At 53.0% G+C, this 16,364-nt stretch carries 13 protein-coding genes and 1 pseudogene; 2 read left to right on the top strand and 12 right to left on the bottom strand.

The annotated features are described in order from the left end of the window. Window positions 1–13: 13 nt before the first annotated feature. The 3 genes from EOS98_RS17260 to prpB all read right to left on the bottom strand — a co-directional run bounded on the left by EOS98_RS17260 (window position 14) and on the right by prpB (window position 3,682). On the bottom strand, window positions 14–1,465 hold the full coding sequence (locus EOS98_RS17260; RefSeq protein WP_079983996.1) for a bifunctional 2-methylcitrate dehydratase/aconitate hydratase: 1,452 nt from the start codon (window positions 1,463–1,465) through the stop codon (window positions 14–16). Window positions 1,466–1,502: 37 nt separating this feature from the next. Then, window positions 1,503–2,672: a 2-methylcitrate synthase gene (gene prpC, locus EOS98_RS17265; protein ID WP_023219099.1), complete on the bottom strand. Its 1,170-nt coding sequence runs from the start codon at window positions 2,670–2,672 to the stop codon at window positions 1,503–1,505. Between the two features lie 122 nt (window positions 2,673–2,794). Beyond that, entirely contained in the window at window positions 2,795–3,682 is an 888-nt protein-coding gene (prpB, locus tag EOS98_RS17270; protein WP_000052221.1) for a methylisocitrate lyase, read from the bottom strand. 265 nt (window positions 3,683–3,947) lie between these two features. Here prpB and prpR point away from each other — a divergent pair, with 265 nt between their 5' ends. Then, window positions 3,948–5,573 (top strand): propionate catabolism operon regulatory protein PrpR, encoded by a 1,626-nt coding sequence (prpR, locus tag EOS98_RS17275; protein WP_126524237.1) that lies wholly within the window; start codon window positions 3,948–3,950, stop codon window positions 5,571–5,573. Window positions 5,574–5,708: 135 nt separating this feature from the next. Here the strand turns inward: prpR and yahO are convergent, their stop codons facing one another. Then, the gene (yahO, locus tag EOS98_RS17280) at window positions 5,709–5,984 is read right to left on the bottom strand and encodes a DUF1471 family periplasmic protein YahO (protein WP_000848026.1); all 276 of its coding nucleotides are present in this window, start codon (window positions 5,982–5,984) and stop codon (window positions 5,709–5,711) included. Between the two features lie 231 nt (window positions 5,985–6,215). On the opposite strand from yahO, the gene EOS98_RS17285 reads away from it, so the two are divergent. Continuing rightward, complete coding sequence (locus tag EOS98_RS17285) at window positions 6,216–6,848, top strand: LysE family transporter (protein WP_000433131.1); 633 nt, start codon at window positions 6,216–6,218, stop codon at window positions 6,846–6,848. A 40-nt stretch (window positions 6,849–6,888) separates the two neighbouring features. Here the strand turns inward: EOS98_RS17285 and foxA are convergent, their stop codons facing one another. The 8 genes and pseudogenes from foxA to EOS98_RS17320 form a co-directional block, all read right to left on the bottom strand. Next, the gene (gene foxA / locus EOS98_RS17290) at window positions 6,889–8,997 is read right to left on the bottom strand and encodes a ferrioxamine B receptor FoxA (RefSeq protein ID WP_126524238.1); all 2,109 of its coding nucleotides are present in this window, start codon (window positions 8,995–8,997) and stop codon (window positions 6,889–6,891) included. Between the two features lie 145 nt (window positions 8,998–9,142). After that, window positions 9,143–10,147, bottom strand: coding sequence for a ferrioxamine uptake transcriptional regulator FoxR (gene foxR, locus EOS98_RS17295; protein ID WP_126524239.1), 1,005 nt, complete (start codon window positions 10,145–10,147; stop codon window positions 9,143–9,145). 95 nt (window positions 10,148–10,242) lie between these two features. Further along, window positions 10,243–10,435: pseudogene (locus EOS98_RS25015) on the bottom strand (hypothetical protein). Then, window positions 10,354–10,539, bottom strand: a complete 186-nt coding sequence (locus EOS98_RS25145) for a DUF2474 domain-containing protein (protein ID WP_305954967.1) — start codon at window positions 10,537–10,539, stop codon at window positions 10,354–10,356. Before EOS98_RS25145 ends, EOS98_RS25015 begins: the two are co-directional and overlap by 82 nt. Continuing rightward, window positions 10,485–11,495, bottom strand: coding sequence for a cytochrome d ubiquinol oxidase subunit II (cydB, locus tag EOS98_RS17305; protein WP_024156805.1), 1,011 nt, complete (start codon window positions 11,493–11,495; stop codon window positions 10,485–10,487). The genes EOS98_RS25145 and cydB overlap by 55 nt, the downstream gene beginning before the upstream one ends. Beyond that, window positions 11,492–12,895 (bottom strand): cytochrome ubiquinol oxidase subunit I, encoded by a 1,404-nt coding sequence (locus EOS98_RS17310; protein WP_000393711.1) that lies wholly within the window; start codon window positions 12,893–12,895, stop codon window positions 11,492–11,494. The genes cydB and EOS98_RS17310 overlap by 4 nt, the downstream gene beginning before the upstream one ends. A gap of 116 nt (window positions 12,896–13,011) precedes the next feature. Then, entirely contained in the window at window positions 13,012–13,113 is a 102-nt protein-coding gene (gene ssaA, locus EOS98_RS17315; protein ID WP_000934834.1) for a small effector SsaA, read from the bottom strand. A gap of 276 nt (window positions 13,114–13,389) precedes the next feature. After that, complete coding sequence (locus EOS98_RS17320) at window positions 13,390–16,362, bottom strand: type III restriction-modification system endonuclease (RefSeq protein WP_127821216.1); 2,973 nt, start codon at window positions 16,360–16,362, stop codon at window positions 13,390–13,392. Window positions 16,363–16,364: the final 2 nt, after the last annotated feature.

Consider the following 16,364-nt stretch of genomic DNA (forward strand, 5'->3'; position numbering starts at 1 on the left):
GCTGCTGGCTGGCTCAGATGACATATAAATCGAGGTATTCGTTAACCGGCATCTGCTCCAGGCGGGATCTGTCCAGGGAGACATCCAGAATGCGTTGCTGCTGGCGAGTCGGGAACTGACGCGCCAGGTTAATTTTAAATTTTTCGATAAGCTTCGGAATACCGTCGGCGCGGCGACGCGCATGACCAATCGGATACTCCACGACAACCTCGCCAAAGCGTGAGCCATCAGTAAACTCCACGGTGATCGCATTGCCGATAGCACGTTTTTCCGGGTCGTGATAGTCGGCGGTAAAAGCCGGGTCCTCATAACACACGATTTTCTCGCGCAGGGCGTCAATACGCTTGTCCTGCGCCACCTCGTCTTCATAATCCGCCGCGGTTAACCGCCCGAACAGCAACGGCACGGCGACCATATACTGGATACAGTGATCGCGGTCCGCCGGGTTATTGAGCGGGCCTTTTTTATCGATAATGCGGAGACAGGCTTCGTGGGTGCGGATGGTCACTTTCTCGATATCCGCTGCCGTTTTACCCGCGGCCTGCATCTGCTCATACAGCGTCATCGCCGCTTCGACGGCGGTTTGCGAGTGGAATTCTGCCGGGAAAGAAATTTTGAATAGCACGTTTTCCATCACGTAGGAGCCATAAGGACGCTGGAAACGGAACGTTTCACCTTTGAATGAAACGTCGTAGAAGCCCCAGGTTTTGGCGGTGAGCGCCGAGGGATAGCCCATCTCGCCGGTTTTCGCCATCAGCGCCAGACGTACCGCGCGCGAAGTCGCATCGCCCGCCGCCCAGGATTTGCGCGTACCGGTATTCGGCGCATGACGATAAGTGCGCAACGACTGCCCATCCACCCACGCCAGCGATACCGCGTTGAGGATCTCATCGCGCGTCAGCCCCAGCATTTCAGCGACCACCGCGGTCGAGGCCACTTTCACCAGCAGCACATGGTCAAGCCCGACACGGTTGAAGGCGTTTTCCAGCGCGATGCAGCCCTGAATTTCATGGGCTTTGATCATCCCGCTCAATACCTGTTTCATGGTCAGCGGCGCTTTGCCGGCGGCGACGGCGTTGCGTGACAGCCAATCCGCAATCGCCAGAATACCGCCCAGGTTATCAGAAGGATGGCCCCACTCGGCGGCAAGCCAGGTATCGTTAAAATCGAGCCAGCGGATCATCGCGCCAATGTTAAAAGCTGCCTGTACCGGATCGAGCTGGAACTGAGTGCCCGGCACGCGTGCGCCGTTGGGCACCACCGTGCCTGGCACGATCGGCCCAAGCAATTTTTTACAGGCCGGGTATTCCAGCGCTTCCAGACCACAGCCAAGCGTGTCGAGCAGGCAATAATGCGCGGTGTCGTACGCCACCTTTGAGGTGATCTCGTAATTCATAACGTAATCAACGATATCAACGATTTCACGGTCAAAGTCTGGGCGGATGTTCGAAATATGTGCGGACATAGGGTACAACTCCTGTTTTTATATTTAGAGGTTTTAATTAGCAACGCTTTTCGATCGGCACAAATACGCGATCGTCCGGGCCGGTATAGTTGGCAGAGGGGCGAATAATTTTGTTGTCCTGACGCTGTTCAATAATGTGCGCCGCCCAGCCGGTAACGCGGGCGATGACAAACAGCGGGGTGAACATTTCGGTAGGGACGCCCATCATGTTGTAGGAGACCGCCGAAAACCAGTCGAGATTCGGGAACATCTTTTTTGTCTCCCACATCACCGTTTCCAGACGGTCGGCGATGTGGTACATCTTCAGCGAGCCGCCTTCTTCTGAAAGCTGTTTCGCCACCCGTTTGATCACCTGATGGCGCGGGTCGGCGATGGTGTAAACCGGATGTCCAAAGCCAATCACCACCTCTTTGTTTTCCACGCGTTTACGGATATCCGCCTCTGCCTCGTCCGGTGTTTCATAACGCTGTTGAATTTCCAGCGACACCTCATTCGCTCCGCCGTGTTTCGGGCCGCGCAGCGCGCCAATCGCGCCGATAATCGCGGAGTAGACATCCGAACCGGTTCCGGCAATCACCCGGCTGGTAAACGTCGAAGCGTTGAACTCATGCTCGGCATACAGCACCAGCGAAATATGCATCGCCTTTTCCCAGCTTTGGGTTGGCTTTTCACCATGCAGCAGATGCAGGAAATGGCCGCCGATGGAATCATCGTCGGTTTCCGGCTGAATACGTTCGCCGTTGTGGCTGTAGTGATACCAGTAAAGAAGGATAGAGCTGAGCGAGGCCAACAGCTTATCGGCAATATCGCGCGCGCCGGAGACGGTATGTCCCTCTTTTTCCGGCAGGGTGCAGCCCAGCGCGGAAACGCCGGTACGCATCACGTCCATCGGGTGCGAGGCCGCCGGTAACGCTTCCAGAACGGTACGGACATTGGCAGGTAATCCGCGCAGCGCTTTTAATTTGCTTTTATACGCGTTCAGCTCGTCGCGGGTCGGTAATTTTCCGTGGATCAGTAAATGCGCGACTTCTTCAAATTCGCAGTGCTCCGCCAGATCGAGAATGTCGTAACCGCGATAGTGCAGATCGTTACCGCTTTTTCCCACGGTACACAGAGCGGTATTTCCGGCAGGTACGCCGGAAAGCGCGACCGATTTTTTAGGCTTAATGACATGCGTGTTGTTTTGCAGGATCGTCGTGTCTGTCATATTGTCCTCGTCATTATTGTAATGTGTAGGGTATTGAGGCGTGTAGGCCGTACCGTAGGCGGGTTAAACGTAGTGCCATCCGGCATTGCCAGAAGGCGGCTTCGCCTTATCAGGCCTACAGGCTACGATTTTTTATTCCTGTACAGCGCGTCCAGCTTCTCTTCGAACTGGTAGTAATTGATGCTTTCGTACAGCTCGTTGCGGGTCTGCATGATGTCGATCACGTTCTTTTGCGTCCCTTCCTGGCGCAGCACGGTATAGACTTTTTCTGCGGCGCGGTTCATGGCGCGAAACGCCGACAGCGGATAGAGCGCCATCGCCACGTGTGCGCTGCGCAACTCGTCGGTCGTAAACAGCGGCGTCGCGCCAAACTCAGTGATGTTGGCGAGGATCGGCACCTGCGCCACGTCGGCGAACTGACGGTACATCGACAGTTCGGTGATCGCCTCCGGGAACAGCATGTCAGCCCCCGCGTCCACGTAAGCCTGCGCACGATCGAGAGCCGCCTCCAGCCCTTCCACCGCCAGCGCATCGGTACGCGCCATGATCACAAAGTTCGGATCGGTGCGCGCATCCACTGCCGCCCGAATTCGGTCTACCATCTCCTCTTTCGAGACGATCGCTTTGTTTGGACGGTGTCCACAGCGCTTAGCGCCAACCTGGTCTTCAATATGCAGCGCGGCGGCGCCCGCTTTGGCTATGGACTTTACCGTCCGCGCGACATTAAAGGCGGAGGAGCCAAAGCCAATATCCGCATCCACCAACAGCGGCAGCGGGCAAACATCCGTGATGCGCCGGATATCGGTTAACACATCATCCAGCGTAGAAATCCCCAGATCCGGCAGTCCGAGCGAGCCCGCCGCTACGCCGCCGCCAGAAAGATAGATAGCCTGATACCCGGCCCGTTGGGCCAACAGAGCATGGTTGGCATTGATCGCGCCGACAATTTGTAATGGATTCTCTTTAGCGAGCGCGGCGCGAAATGCCTGCCCCGGCGAATGTAAAGACATATCTCGTCCTCATGTTAGTAAATTGTCACTCAGAATGTATTCACCAAAGCAAAGGCTATGCCAGGCAAAGAGGCAGCGAGAAAATTAAATACAATGAGATTTAAAAACAGGTAATTACAGTCATTCCTGTTATGAATAAGCGCGATTAAGGAAAAAGAAAAACGTGTCAGCTAACGTTTCATGAAACGAATCGCTCCGTTTCATTGCAACATTTATGAAACACGTTTAAAACAAAAAATCGCCCCTTAAAGATGAACCTACTGCGATGACGACTGCTCACAGCGCTCCGCGCGATAATAGCGATAAACCGGTGATCTGGACGGTCTCCGTAACGCGTCTGTTCGAACTGTTTCGGGATATCAGCCTGGAATTCGATCATCTGGCGACCATCACGCCTATTCAACTCGGCTTTGAAAAGGCGGTGACCTACATTCGCAAAAAACTGGCGACCGAGCGCTGCGACGCGATTATCGCGGCGGGTTCGAACGGGGCCTATTTAAAAAGTCGCCTGTCAATACCGGTGATCCTCATCAAGCCCAGCGGATTCGATGTATTACAGGCGCTGGCGAAAGCGGGAAAGCTCACCTCGTCTATCGGTATCGTGACCTATCAGGAGACCATTCCGGCTTTACTTGCCTTTCAGAAAACGTTTCACCTCCGTCTTGAACAGCGAAGCTATGTCACCGAAGAGGACGCGCGCGGGCAAATTAACGAACTTAAGGCCAACGGTATTGAAGCCGTCGTCGGCGCGGGATTAATTACCGATCTGGCGGAAGAAGCGGGAATGACCGCCATCTTTATTTATTCCGCGGCGACCGTTCGTCAGGCTTTTCATGATGCGCTGGATATGACCCGTCTGACACGGCGCCAGCGCGTGGATTACCCATCCGGCAAGGGATTACAAACCCGGTATGAACTGGGCGATATACGCGGCCAGTCGCCGCAAATGGAGCAGCTCCGCCAGACGATTACGCTCTATGCCCGCTCCCGTGCGGCAGTGCTGATTCAGGGGGAAACAGGGACCGGAAAAGAGCTGGCGGCGCAGGCGATTCACCAGACGTTTTTTCACCGCCAGCCTCACCGTCAGAATAAGCCATCCCCTCCCTTTGTCGCCGTCAATTGCGGCGCGATTACCGAGTCATTGCTGGAGGCGGAACTGTTTGGTTATGAAGAGGGCGCGTTTACCGGTTCACGACGAGGAGGCCGGGCGGGGCTGTTTGAAATCGCACACGGCGGCACGCTGTTTCTGGATGAAATCGGCGAAATGCCCTTGCCGTTACAAACCCGACTCTTGCGCGTACTGGAGGAAAAAGCCGTCACTCGCGTCGGCGGACACCAACCGATCCCGGTGGAGGTCCGGGTGATCAGCGCTACGCATTGCGATCTGGATCGGGAGATAATGCAAGGACGTTTTCGCCCCGATCTCTTTTATCGCCTGAGTATTCTGCGTCTGACGCTTCCTCCTTTGCGCGAGCGGCAGGCTGATATTTTACCGCTGGCGGAAAGCTTTTTAAAACAGTCGCTGGCGGCGATGGAAATTCCGTTTACCGAATCGATACGTCATGGATTGACACAGTGTCAGCCGCTTTTGCTGGCCTGGCGCTGGCCCGGTAATATTCGCGAACTGCGTAATATGATGGAGCGCCTGGCGCTTTTTTTAAGCGTCGATCCCGCGCCAACGCTGGACAGGCAATTTATGCGGCAGTTATTACCTGAGCTTATGGTGAACACAGCAGAGCTGACGCCTTCAACCGTGGATGCGCACACGTTACAGGATGTACTGGCGCGCTTTAAGGGCGATAAGAGCGCCGCGGCGCGTTATCTGGGGATTAGCCGCACCACTCTGTGGCGTCGTTTAAAAGCTGGTGCCAAAGACCAGTCGGGTAATTAAGACAAATGACAGCGTCCTGAATGCCTGATGGCGCTACGTTTACTGCAGGCCGTCATCCGGCAAAACGGATGACGGTTGCCAGGAATAAAAATACCCGCCGGAAACCCAGGCGGGTATTTTTATGATGCAACGCTTTTATTTCTTTTTATAAATATCAGCCGTACCATGAATTTTATTTTCTGTCTGCCCGGACGTCAGCACCACCACATCCGCCCCTTTTTCATCCGCCTTTTTGATTAAATCTTCTCTGGCGTCCAGCGGCGACATTTCCCCGGTGGTGGAAATCGTGCCAATTTTCGTGTATTCGGAGGCGACTTTATCAAAGTCCGTTTTTTTCATGATTTCTGCGGCATAAACGTTTGTCACGACAAACGCTAATGCGCCAAGCATAACCTTGTAGCCAGTTTTCATAGCAAAACCCTCGTTTTATTATTACGCCATCATCGCTTTATCAGAACAAAAAGGCCGTTCGGACTGATTAAATAAGTAGTGTAGATTGCTGGAAAAATCCAGTCAGCCCCCGCTCTGTCGGCGTAACAACGCGGATTAAAACGCCCCTGCTTTGTGATCTCACTCGCAATCATCTGGTTTGACTATTAATAAGATGAAGGTTATTTCTTGAGGCTAAGAGAAGAGTTGCCTATGGAGCCGTTTCATGCCGTTGTGCTTACCGTCAGTCTGTTTGTGTTAACCTTTTTTAATCCCGGCGCGAATCTGTTTGTGGTGGTGCAAACCAGCCTCGCATCAGGACGCCGGGCGGGAGTCATCACCGGCCTGGGCGTCGCCACGGGAGACGCCTTTTATTCCGGGCTGGGGCTTTTCGGTCTGGCGACGCTCATTACGCAATGCGAAGCGGTATTTTCTCTTATCAAAATTGTCGGCGGCGCCTATTTATTATGGTTCGCCTGGAACAGTATTCGTCACCAGGCGACGCCGCAAATGAGCACGCTCCAGACGCCAATTGCCGCCCCGTGGACAATTTTCTTTCGCCGGGGATTAATGACCGATTTATCCAATCCGCAAACCGTACTGTTTTTTATCAGTATTTTTTCCGTAACGCTTAGCGCAGAAACGCCCACATGGGCAAGATTAATGGCCTGGGCCGGAATTGTGCTGTCATCCGTTATCTGGCGTATTTTTCTCAGCCAGGCCTTTTCGCTTCCCGCAGTCCGCCGCGCTTATGGGCGTATACAGCGCATTGCCAGCCGTGTTATCGGCGCCATTATCGGGATGTTTGCGCTCAGACTTCTCTATGAAGGCGTGACGCACCGCTAATGTTTGCCCGGTAGCCTTTGCTACCGGACGATAAGCGTTATCAAAACGCCCATGACACGCTGCCTACAATGCTACGCTCGGCGCCAAAATAACAATAAGAGAGCGAATTACAGGCAGCGACATAGCGTTTGTCCGTCAGGTTATTTACGTTGAGCTGGGCGCTCAAGCCATTTAACCCAATGCTGGATAAATCATACCCTACCACCATATCGACCAATGTATAGGACGGCAACGTGTGGGTATTCAGGCGATCGCTGGTCACGCCGTTGACGTACCGGATGCCGGAGCCCAAAGTCAGCCCCTCTAACAGACCGCTTTTCACATCGTAGCTTAGCCAGGCGCTGGCCTGGTTCCGTGGAGCATAAACCGCGCGCTTCCCCTGCTCTTGCGGGCTACTTTTCTTATAACGGATATCAGTATAGGTATACGCCGCCTGCAAACGGACGCTATCCGACAAATGGCTAATGGCCTCCAGTTCCACCCCTTTAGACTCAATTTCACCAATCGAGCGGTACGGATCGGTAGGTTCTTCTTTGGTCGCGATATTGGTTTGGTTAATACGATACACGGCGGCGCTAAACTGGCTGTTCCCCCCCAGCGGTTCGTATTTTACCCCCGCCTCCCACTGCTTGCCTTTCATCGGTTCCAGCACATTGCCGTTTTCGTCGGCGAAGCTGGTCGGCGTAAACGCGGTAGAATAACTGAGATAGGGGGCGACGCCATTGTCGAACAGATAAAGCAACGCAGCACGGGTACTGACGTTGTTTTTATCGAGATCGCTGCGTGAATCATGAAGTTTGTCGATGTTAGACACGCTGACCCGATCGTAACGACCGCCCAACGTAAAACGCCAGCGATCCCATGACATCTGATCCTGTAAATAGTATCCGGTCTGCCGCAGCTTATGTTTTTCACGGCTATACAACGTAATGTAATCCGGCTGAGCGCCATAAACAGGGTTGAAAGCGTCAATCGGCGGAAACGCGCCATAATAGCCAGTAGTATGATTACTGCGATCCTGATAATCGATCCCCACCAGCAGACGATGATTAATCGCCCCGGTATCCACGCTGCCGTCGAGCTGATTATCCAGCGCGATAGCCGACATTTTCTCCCCGGAGCCGGAATAGCCGCGATTCAGCGCCGTTTCATTCAACCAACCTGCGGCATAGACCTGATTCAACGTCACTTTGGTATGCAAATAACGCAATTTTTGCCGTACCGACCAGCCGTTATCGAACAGATGCTCAATGTTATAACCCACCATATTTTCACGGCGATCGTATTTGTCGTAGTCATCTTCACCTTCAAAGAAAGTGTTAGAAATTTTTCTGCCGTTATAAGGTACAACCGTGCCTTGATAAGGCAGTCCGGAGTGGCTACCGCCTTGCGGATCACGGTGCAGATAGGCCATAAGATCAAGACGCGTCCGATCGGTAATTCGCCAGGTCAGGCTCGGCATCAGCGCATAACGTTCCTCTTTCAAGGGGGTAAACTGCGAATCGGCGTAACGTGTCATGCCGCTAAGACGCGCCGCCACACGTTCATTGTCATCCAGTGGGCCGGTCACATCAAAAGCCGCCCCGCGCTGGTTGTGATTGCCGGCAAACAGCTTCACTTCTCCTCCGGCATCAAACGCCGGTTTTCGCGACGTCAACGAGACAATGCCGCCTGGCGATGAACGTCCATACAGAACGGACGCCGGGCCGCGTACCACCTCGATATCTTCCAGAAACCAGGGGTCAACCACCAACGAGCTGTGCGAATTGGTGTCGCCCATCATTTTTAACCCGTCGAGATAGACGTTATCCAGACTACCGTCCGAAAAACCACGCAATACGATGTAATCAAAGCGGTTAGAGGCGCCTATCTGGTTACTGTATACGCCTGGGGTGTAGCTGACCGCCTGACGCACGCTGGTTGCGCCCTGCTCTTCAAACTGCTGGCGGGTAATAATGGATACCGACTGCGGCGTTTCAATATCTGGCGTCGCCAGCTTGGTCGCGCCACTCTGAACGGGCGAGGTGACAATGACGGTATCATTTTTTGTGGTTTCCTGGGCAAAAAGAGGAAAAGTCGCGCCGCCGATAGCTCCGCCTATCAATAGCGCCATACGCGTTGTCGCAAACATGAACATCTCCAAAGGCATCTTTATTGTAAATAAGAATTATTACCTTTTAGAGATAACGGACCACTATGCGTAACGCCAGATTGCCTATGCGCAATGATAAAACATCACCCAAAGCGGCAGAAAACCGGGTTAGCGGCGGATATTACCGTTCTGGCGGGGCGCGTTACGCACAGTGTCGGGACGCCGTCAGAGACGCGTCACGCAGCTCGCCGGGCGAGCAGCCATAACGCCGACGAAATGCCGTCGCAAAGTTTGTGGCATGTTGATAGCCTGACATCCAGGCGGCCTGCTGCACGCTGTATCCCTCCATCAGATAACGACGCGCGCGCGCCAGGCGGCAATCGCGCAGATAATCAAACACGGTACACCCATAGGCATGGCGAAACTTGCACCGCAGGCTACTCGGACTCATTGCCGCCCGACGCGCCAGTTCGTTCAGCGTGTAGGCTTTTTCCGGCGTCTGCTCCAGTAAACGCCGAATGAGCTCCAGCCGCTGGTATTCACCGGTGACGGGAAGCCCGCGTTTTTGCGTTGCGGGCTGACATAGATTTAGCGCATAGCCCAGCAATTGCAGCATGATGCCTTCCAGCATTAACTGGCGTGACGCCGCATGAGGTCCGGGCTGCTGCGCATAACGTAGCCCCAAAAGCAGAAACTCCGGCACCTGCCAGACCCTCGCCGAGGTTGCGCTATTTTCCCACTCGTCTGCCAGCGAGACAGGCAAACGCTCCCGCCATCCGCCGTCCGGGTACATTCCCAGCGACAAGGTGCGCAATTTACTGTCTGCGCCGTGATGGGCGCGTATCGTCTGCTGCTCACTCAGTTGCGAGCAAAACGCCATTCCCGCGCTCAACAAAAAGGTCTGCTCATTGACAGCCAGCGCGACGTTACCTTCCAACACCACCAGCATATACAGCGGACTGCTATGGCGAGAGGTGGTTTCATAAGGTTGTAACACGTGAACATCCGAGCGTGTAATGCAAATCCCGCCGGGAAGCGCTATCTCTTCGATATCGCCATGAAGTACGGGACTACTCTGCGTATACTGCGGTAACGCAGGGAAGCGGTAATCAATGCCATAACGCTCGCCAAACGCGATGAAATCGCTGACGGAAAAGATCTTTTTCATCGCCGGGGCGGCGGAAGAGTGACAGGAGATCGGAGACATTATCAATACCGTTTATCTGCGTTATACCAGAGCGTTAGCCACTGTGTAACCATATCACTGCGGCCCGGGAACGACAATAAAGATGAGAATAATTATCAACCGCTATTGAGGGGAGAGATAAGGCGAGCAAAGGTGATCGATAAACGCCGATCTGTCGATAAAAACGCGCTTTCGCGAGAGACGAAAGCGCGTCCGGGGGATATCAGTCAGGAGCGAAATCCTGCGGAGGTCATGAGCAGTCTGAACAACATTCCGACGCCCGCCAGCAGAAGCACGCTGGCGCACCATATCGCGACCATCCATACGACTCGCCGCGACCATTTTTTCACTTTAACCATCAGTGATATCCCTCTCCATGTCGCACTTTTCCACGGAAGACGTAGTAGCTCCAGAAGGTATAAGCCAGAATAATCGGGATGATTATCAGCGCCCCAACCAGCATAAAGCTTTGACTTTGCGACGGCGCGGCGGCGGCATACAGCGAAATATCCGGTGGAATAATATTCGGCCAAATACTGATGCCTAACCCGCTGAACCCCAGAAAAATCAATCCTAGCGTGAGAATAAATGGACGCGCATGGGATTCTGGTTTTTTCACGCTGCGCCATAGCCAGACGCTAAAAGCCAACACCAGCACAGGCACCGGCAGGAAGTAGTATAAATTGGGCAGCGTGAACCAGCGCTCGGCGATGTCGTCGTGGGTGAGCGGCGTCCACACGCTGACGCCTCCCATCACCAGCAACAAGACGATCAACAACGGGCGCGACAGCGCGCACATCCGGCTATGCAGCGGATCTTCGCTTTTCATAATCAGCCAGGTAGCGCCCAGCAGCGCGTAGGTGACAACCAGACCGACGCCGCAGAACAGGTTAAACGGCGTCAGCCAGTCAAGCTGCGAACCGCTAAAGGTTCGCCCTTCCACCTGAAAACCGCTCACCACCGCGCCCACCACAACTCCCTGGGCAAAGGTCGCCAGGATTGACCCGACGATAAAGGATTTATCCCAGAACGCGCGATGCGACTCGGTGGCTTTAAAACGGAATTCAAAAGCGACGCCGCGAAAGATAAGACCAAGCAGCATAACCACCAGCGGGATAGTCAGCGCGTCGGTGATGACGGCATAAGCCAACGGGAACGCGCCAAAAAGCCCGGCCCCGCCCAGCACCAGCCAGGTTTCGTTCCCGTCCCATACCGGCGCGACCGAGTTCACCATAACATCGCGATCGTGTTTATCACGAATAAACGGAAACAGGATACCGACGCCCAGATCGAACCCATCCATCACGATATACATCAGCGTGGCGAACACGATAATAGCAAACCAGATAACCGGAAGATCGATGGTCATTCGCGTTTCTCCTGCTCAAGCGATTCTCCCACGGCAGAGATAGGACGCGCGGGTCTGCCATCGGTTTCAGCGGTCGGTGTCTCCGCCGGCTGCGGCCCTTTCTGGATAAGGCGAATCATATAAATATAGCCAACCCCAAAGACCAGGGAATAGACCACAAAGAAGGCCAGCAAACTGATGCTCATCTGCAAGGTGCTGTGCGCGGAAACCGCATCACGCGTTCGCAGCAGGCCATAGACCACCCACGGCTGACGTCCTACTTCAGTCGTCACCCATCCGGCAAGGATGGCGATAAGCCCGGACGGCCCCATCCACAGCGCAAAGTGCATAAAGGGCCGCGAATGATACAGTCGGCGTCGGTAGCGTAGCCACAGGCTGGCCAGCCCCAGGAAGATCATCAGTACGCCCATGCCCACCATCAGACGGAAAGACCAGAACACCACGGTAGAGTTGGGGCGATCCTCTTTGGGATAATCTTTTAGCGCAGGCACCTGTTTGTCCAGGCTATGCGTCAGGATCAGACTGCCCAACGCCGGGATCTCAAGCGCATAGCGGGTCCGTTCCGCCTCCATATCCGGCCAGCCTACCAGCGTAAGCGGCGTTGGCTCGCCGGGCGTATTTTCCCAGTGCCCCTCAATCGCGGCGATTTTGACCGGCTGATGCTTCAGGGTGTTAAGGCCATGCATATCGCCAATCAATGCCTGAACGGGCGCCACCACGACCGCCATCCATAACGCCATCGAGAACATACGGCGGATAGCCGGCGTATCGTTACCTTTCAGTAAATGCCAGGCAGCGGACGCGCCGACAAACATCGCGCTACTTAAAAACGCCGCAACGGACATATGCAACAGGCGATACGGGAACGACGGGTTGAAAATCACCGCGAACCAGTCCACCGGGACCACCTGACCGTTGTGAATTTCAAATCCCTGCGGGGTATGCATCCAGCTGTTAGACGCCAGAATCCAGAACGTCGACATTAACGTGCCCAACGCCACCATACAGGTAGACAAGAAATGCAGGCCCGGCCCGACTTTGTTCCAGCCAAAAAGCATCACGCCTAAGAATCCCGCTTCCAGGAAGAATGCGGTGAGCACTTCATAGGTTAATAAAGGCCCGGTGATACTGCCGGCGAACTGGGAGAAACCGCTCCAGTTCGTTCCGAACTGGTAAGCCATGACCAGACCGGAGACCACGCCCATCCCGAAGTTGACGGCAAAAATTTTGAGCCAGAACTGATAGAGCGAGCGCCAGACAGGATTACGCGTTTTTAGCCATAAACCTTCCAGTACCACCAGGTAACTGGCTAAGCCAATCGTAATCGCGGGGAAAATAATATGAAAAGAGACGGTAAAGGCAAACTGGAGTCTCGCTAAAAAGAAGGCATCAAACTCCATGTTCCCTCCCGTTTATATATAGTCACTTCGTGTAAAATATTCACTGTTCGCAACCAGGTTGAAACGAAACGGTTATTTTCCCCAAACGTAAAAACGTCGGGGAATATCCAGATAAATTACGATTTTTTTTGCGGCTGGCTGTCAGGCTTATCGCCCGACTCTGGCGCTTCGGAGGGGTCGTCTTTTTCGACAGCGAAACGGTAGTATCTATTTAGCATAACATGTCTCCCTTAGTTACATTCACTTGGCAATATCTACCTGGCCGTTATAAAAATAACGGCAAAACAAAAAAACAGCGTCTTCAAGACTATTTGCAATTTCAGCAAAATACGCTTAGCTGAAAGTTAAGAATAGACGTAAAACGATAACCTTCAAGTCAACGCGGTTTACGGGACGGGGGATTAGTACAGGGAGAATGACCGCAACGCTCGCTGCGCGGCGGCCATTTTATATGGTCTATCAAAAAGATAACCGTTAAGGTCCATTCAAACCCGTTAGTTTGCCTTCCCCTCAATCAAGCCATTGATCTTAGAAAATACCGCCGGCGCGCTGGTCGCTTCCGCAAACTCGACATTGATATTTTGCCGACGCAGCATATCGAAGAATTTACGTTGCGCATCAAGAATAACCTGATCGCCTACGCGCATATTTTCTGCTTTAGTTTCAACCAGTAAATAAACGCTGTCGGCGTCCTGACGCTCAATACGGTACACAAAATCCGGCGTAGTAGAGCCTCCCGTATATTTGGGGATCTGAATGGCCCGCTTAGGCAGTTTGCCAAACACAGAAACCTGTTGCGGATAATCGTATTTTAATAGCGGCAATTCTGGATCGACGCTGTCATAACGCAACGGCGGTATTTGATAGAGAGAACGAGGATCGTCTATCGCATTCTCATCCACATTTTTCCCCACAATTTCAGCGCTAATCTCCTCTCTGAACTGCCGTGCCGTGGAATCAAATACCGACGTTGAAGCCTGAAAATCGAGAGGCAGATAATCGTGGCGCTGCGCAAAATGCGCATTAATCCGCGTCTGTAATGCGCGGGTCATATTGTCCAACGAGATCTCGCTTAAATAGCGTGAATCTCCGTGCAAAACATCACGCAGCATCGCCATTAACACCGGGTGCAGGACGTTAACCGGCAGACTGGTGCGTAACGCCAGTTGCTTAAGAAAATGGCCATATTTCATGCCCGCCATAAATTCGCTGGCGGCTAATTCGCCTTCCCGCTGCGCCACTTCAAAACGGCCATTATCTTCATTCGATACCAGCCGTTGTTGCACCTGGCTTGGCTTCTGGCGTATATACAGCGCCGGATCGCGCAGCACCTCGGCGGCAATCTGTTCCAGAGAAGCGCCGCTACGCTCGAATTGCAGCATATAACGGCGGGAAAACTGCTCCCAGATACTGCTAAGTTGTTCCCAATTCTCTTTGCGTAACCTGACTCGCAGTCGGGAGGCGGGCTTATTGTCACGAATGCGATCCGCTCGCACCCGCGCCTGCGTCAGCTCAGGGTAGAACTCCAGTAGCCACGCAAAACCACTTTTGGTTTCCCCGTTAAGCGTGACGCTGGGTTTAAACTCATTACTCCGGTTGATCAGTTTTTTATCATCCAGATCTTCCAGCAAACGAAGCTCCGTAAACGCAGGATCGACTTTTTGCCGCTCGGTGACGATGAGAGTGATCATCGCCTCATCCAGTTTCTGCTCGTTAAGCTGAACTTTGCTGTCGCGATTAATCTCATCAACCAGCATACTGGCAAACGCTTTTTCATCATAACCAATCAGAAACGACAGTCGGGACGGCCACTCTTCCTGATGAACGCGATGGCCGTTTTCATCTACCGGTAGCCGCAGGCCGCGCCCCACTTCCTGAATTTTGCTCGACTCGCTACCGGAAGAACGTAATTTAGCAATGACAAAAACATTCGGGTTATCCCAGCCTTCGCGAAGCGTCCATTTTGAAAACAGAAAGCGGCGCGTTTCCCAGTTGCCGTGATGGTCTGAAAAACTGAGCAACTTCTCTTTATTTTTCAGAATATCATCTACCTCAGCCTGGATCGCCTCATCGCCGCTTCCGCGGTCTTCGCCAAAGTAACCAGCGTGGACGTTTTGGTTATCCGAGTGCAGGCTGGCGAGCGTGGTCTGCAGAAACGACAGATACTCCACTTCTCGCGGCAGGGTCTTGCGCTGATAATCGTCAATCAGTTGCGTCAGTTTCTTTTTCAGCAAACGCTCAAAAGTGACTTTCAACCAGCCTTCGTCATCACGATAGCTTTTAATACTGTCAATAAAGAAAAGGCTTAAGGTCTTAATACGCGGGGCATTATTTTCTGGCTCATTGCTGCGTAAGAAATTTGCCTGCTCGGTGTCAAAATGCTTATCAATGGCGTCCTGAATAATCAGTTCCTGGTAGCTCGCGCCAAAGGTTCCTGGCACCAGCGCCATCCCTGCCTCCAGCTCCAGATCGTTCGACAACATTTTACTGCCGGCATATTCGATACTGCCTTCAAATCCTGCATCGACATCGGCGAGATTTTCGCCCACGCCAACCTCGGCAATTTTGCTCCCCCGTCGGAGGATTAATTTCTTTGCCGTGACGCTGTCAACGATATAACGATTGTTGGCCTGTTCTTCGGGGAGATTCGGGTAATAAATATCAATACCTTTCACCAAACCATCGTTAAAACTGTCCACCGCGTTGAGATCAAACTGCGGTTGCCGGCGATAGTAATCTTTACGTACACATTTATTTTTACCCTTACCTTCGACAATATCCGGGAAGGTAGCGCCAAAGCGGACGATCATTTGCGGCTGAATAGCCTGAATCGCTCGATAAAATTTGTTATCTCGCGCAAAACGATGCGGTTCATCAATAATGACCACCGGTCGCGTCATTTGCAGCCCTTTAACAGGCGACGTCAGCCCGCCCAGTAGCGTTTGATCGTAATCGTCTCGCGTCATACTGGCGGAATTGAGCATTTGCGCATTGATCAGTAAAACCTGAATCGTATGGCTATCACGACGGCTGGCATCAGTAAAACTTAATAACTGGGCCGGAAAATTTTTACGCCCCGACTTTACTTTAAAATCACCGGCGTTAATGGTGCAAAGTTCCATCCGCGTATTTTCGTAGAACTGTGAAAAATGCTGTCTGGCGTAATCGCTGGTGATAAAGTTCCGCGCGCCTTCTTTAATGGCTGGCGTCGGCACTACCAGCACAAATTTGAAGAGCCCGTAGTTCTGATGCAGTTCATACATCAATCGGGTATAGACATAGGTTTTGCCCGTCCCGGTCTCCATTTTAACGTCAATATTGGCCTTATCGTCGTAACGTTCCTTAATCAGCGGATTAGCATAGTGATTATGATCGGCCTGCGCGTGATCGATACCGGTGAAACTCGCCAGAATCGCCGCTAACGCCTGTTCCTGATGGGGAAGTTCTTCCAGTAAAATATTCATCATCA

The sequence above is a fragment of the Salmonella sp. SSDFZ69 genome, from assembly GCF_004010755.1.
GTDB lineage: Bacteria > Pseudomonadota > Gammaproteobacteria > Enterobacterales > Enterobacteriaceae > Salmonella > Salmonella enterica.

Excerpts from the sequence above, each read along its gene's own strand:
- yahO (WP_000848026.1), bottom strand. The coding sequence starts at position 5,984 with ATGAAAACTGGCTACAAGGTTATGCTTGGCGCATTAGCGTTTGTCGTG.
- EOS98_RS17285 (WP_000433131.1), top strand. The coding sequence starts at position 6,216 with ATGGAGCCGTTTCATGCCGTTGTGCTTACCGTCAGTCTGTTTGTGTTA.
- EOS98_RS17320 (WP_127821216.1), bottom strand. The coding sequence starts at position 16,362 with ATGATGAATATTTTACTGGAAGAACTTCCCCATCAGGAACAGGCGTTA.
- foxR (WP_126524239.1), bottom strand. The coding sequence starts at position 10,147 with ATGTCTCCGATCTCCTGTCACTCTTCCGCCGCCCCGGCGATGAAAAAG.
- ssaA (WP_000934834.1), bottom strand. The coding sequence starts at position 13,113 with ATGCTAAATAGATACTACCGTTTCGCTGTCGAAAAAGACGACCCCTCC.
- EOS98_RS17260 (WP_079983996.1), bottom strand. The coding sequence starts at position 1,465 with ATGTCCGCACATATTTCGAACATCCGCCCAGACTTTGACCGTGAAATC.
- EOS98_RS17310 (WP_000393711.1), bottom strand. The coding sequence starts at position 12,895 with ATGGAGTTTGATGCCTTCTTTTTAGCGAGACTCCAGTTTGCCTTTACC.
- prpB (WP_000052221.1), bottom strand. The coding sequence starts at position 3,682 with ATGTCTTTACATTCGCCGGGGCAGGCATTTCGCGCCGCGCTCGCTAAA.
- cydB (WP_024156805.1), bottom strand. The coding sequence starts at position 11,495 with ATGACCATCGATCTTCCGGTTATCTGGTTTGCTATTATCGTGTTCGCC.
- foxA (WP_126524238.1), bottom strand. The coding sequence starts at position 8,997 with ATGCCTTTGGAGATGTTCATGTTTGCGACAACGCGTATGGCGCTATTG.
- prpR (WP_126524237.1), top strand. The coding sequence starts at position 3,948 with ATGACGACTGCTCACAGCGCTCCGCGCGATAATAGCGATAAACCGGTG.
- prpC (WP_023219099.1), bottom strand. The coding sequence starts at position 2,672 with ATGACAGACACGACGATCCTGCAAAACAACACGCATGTCATTAAGCCT.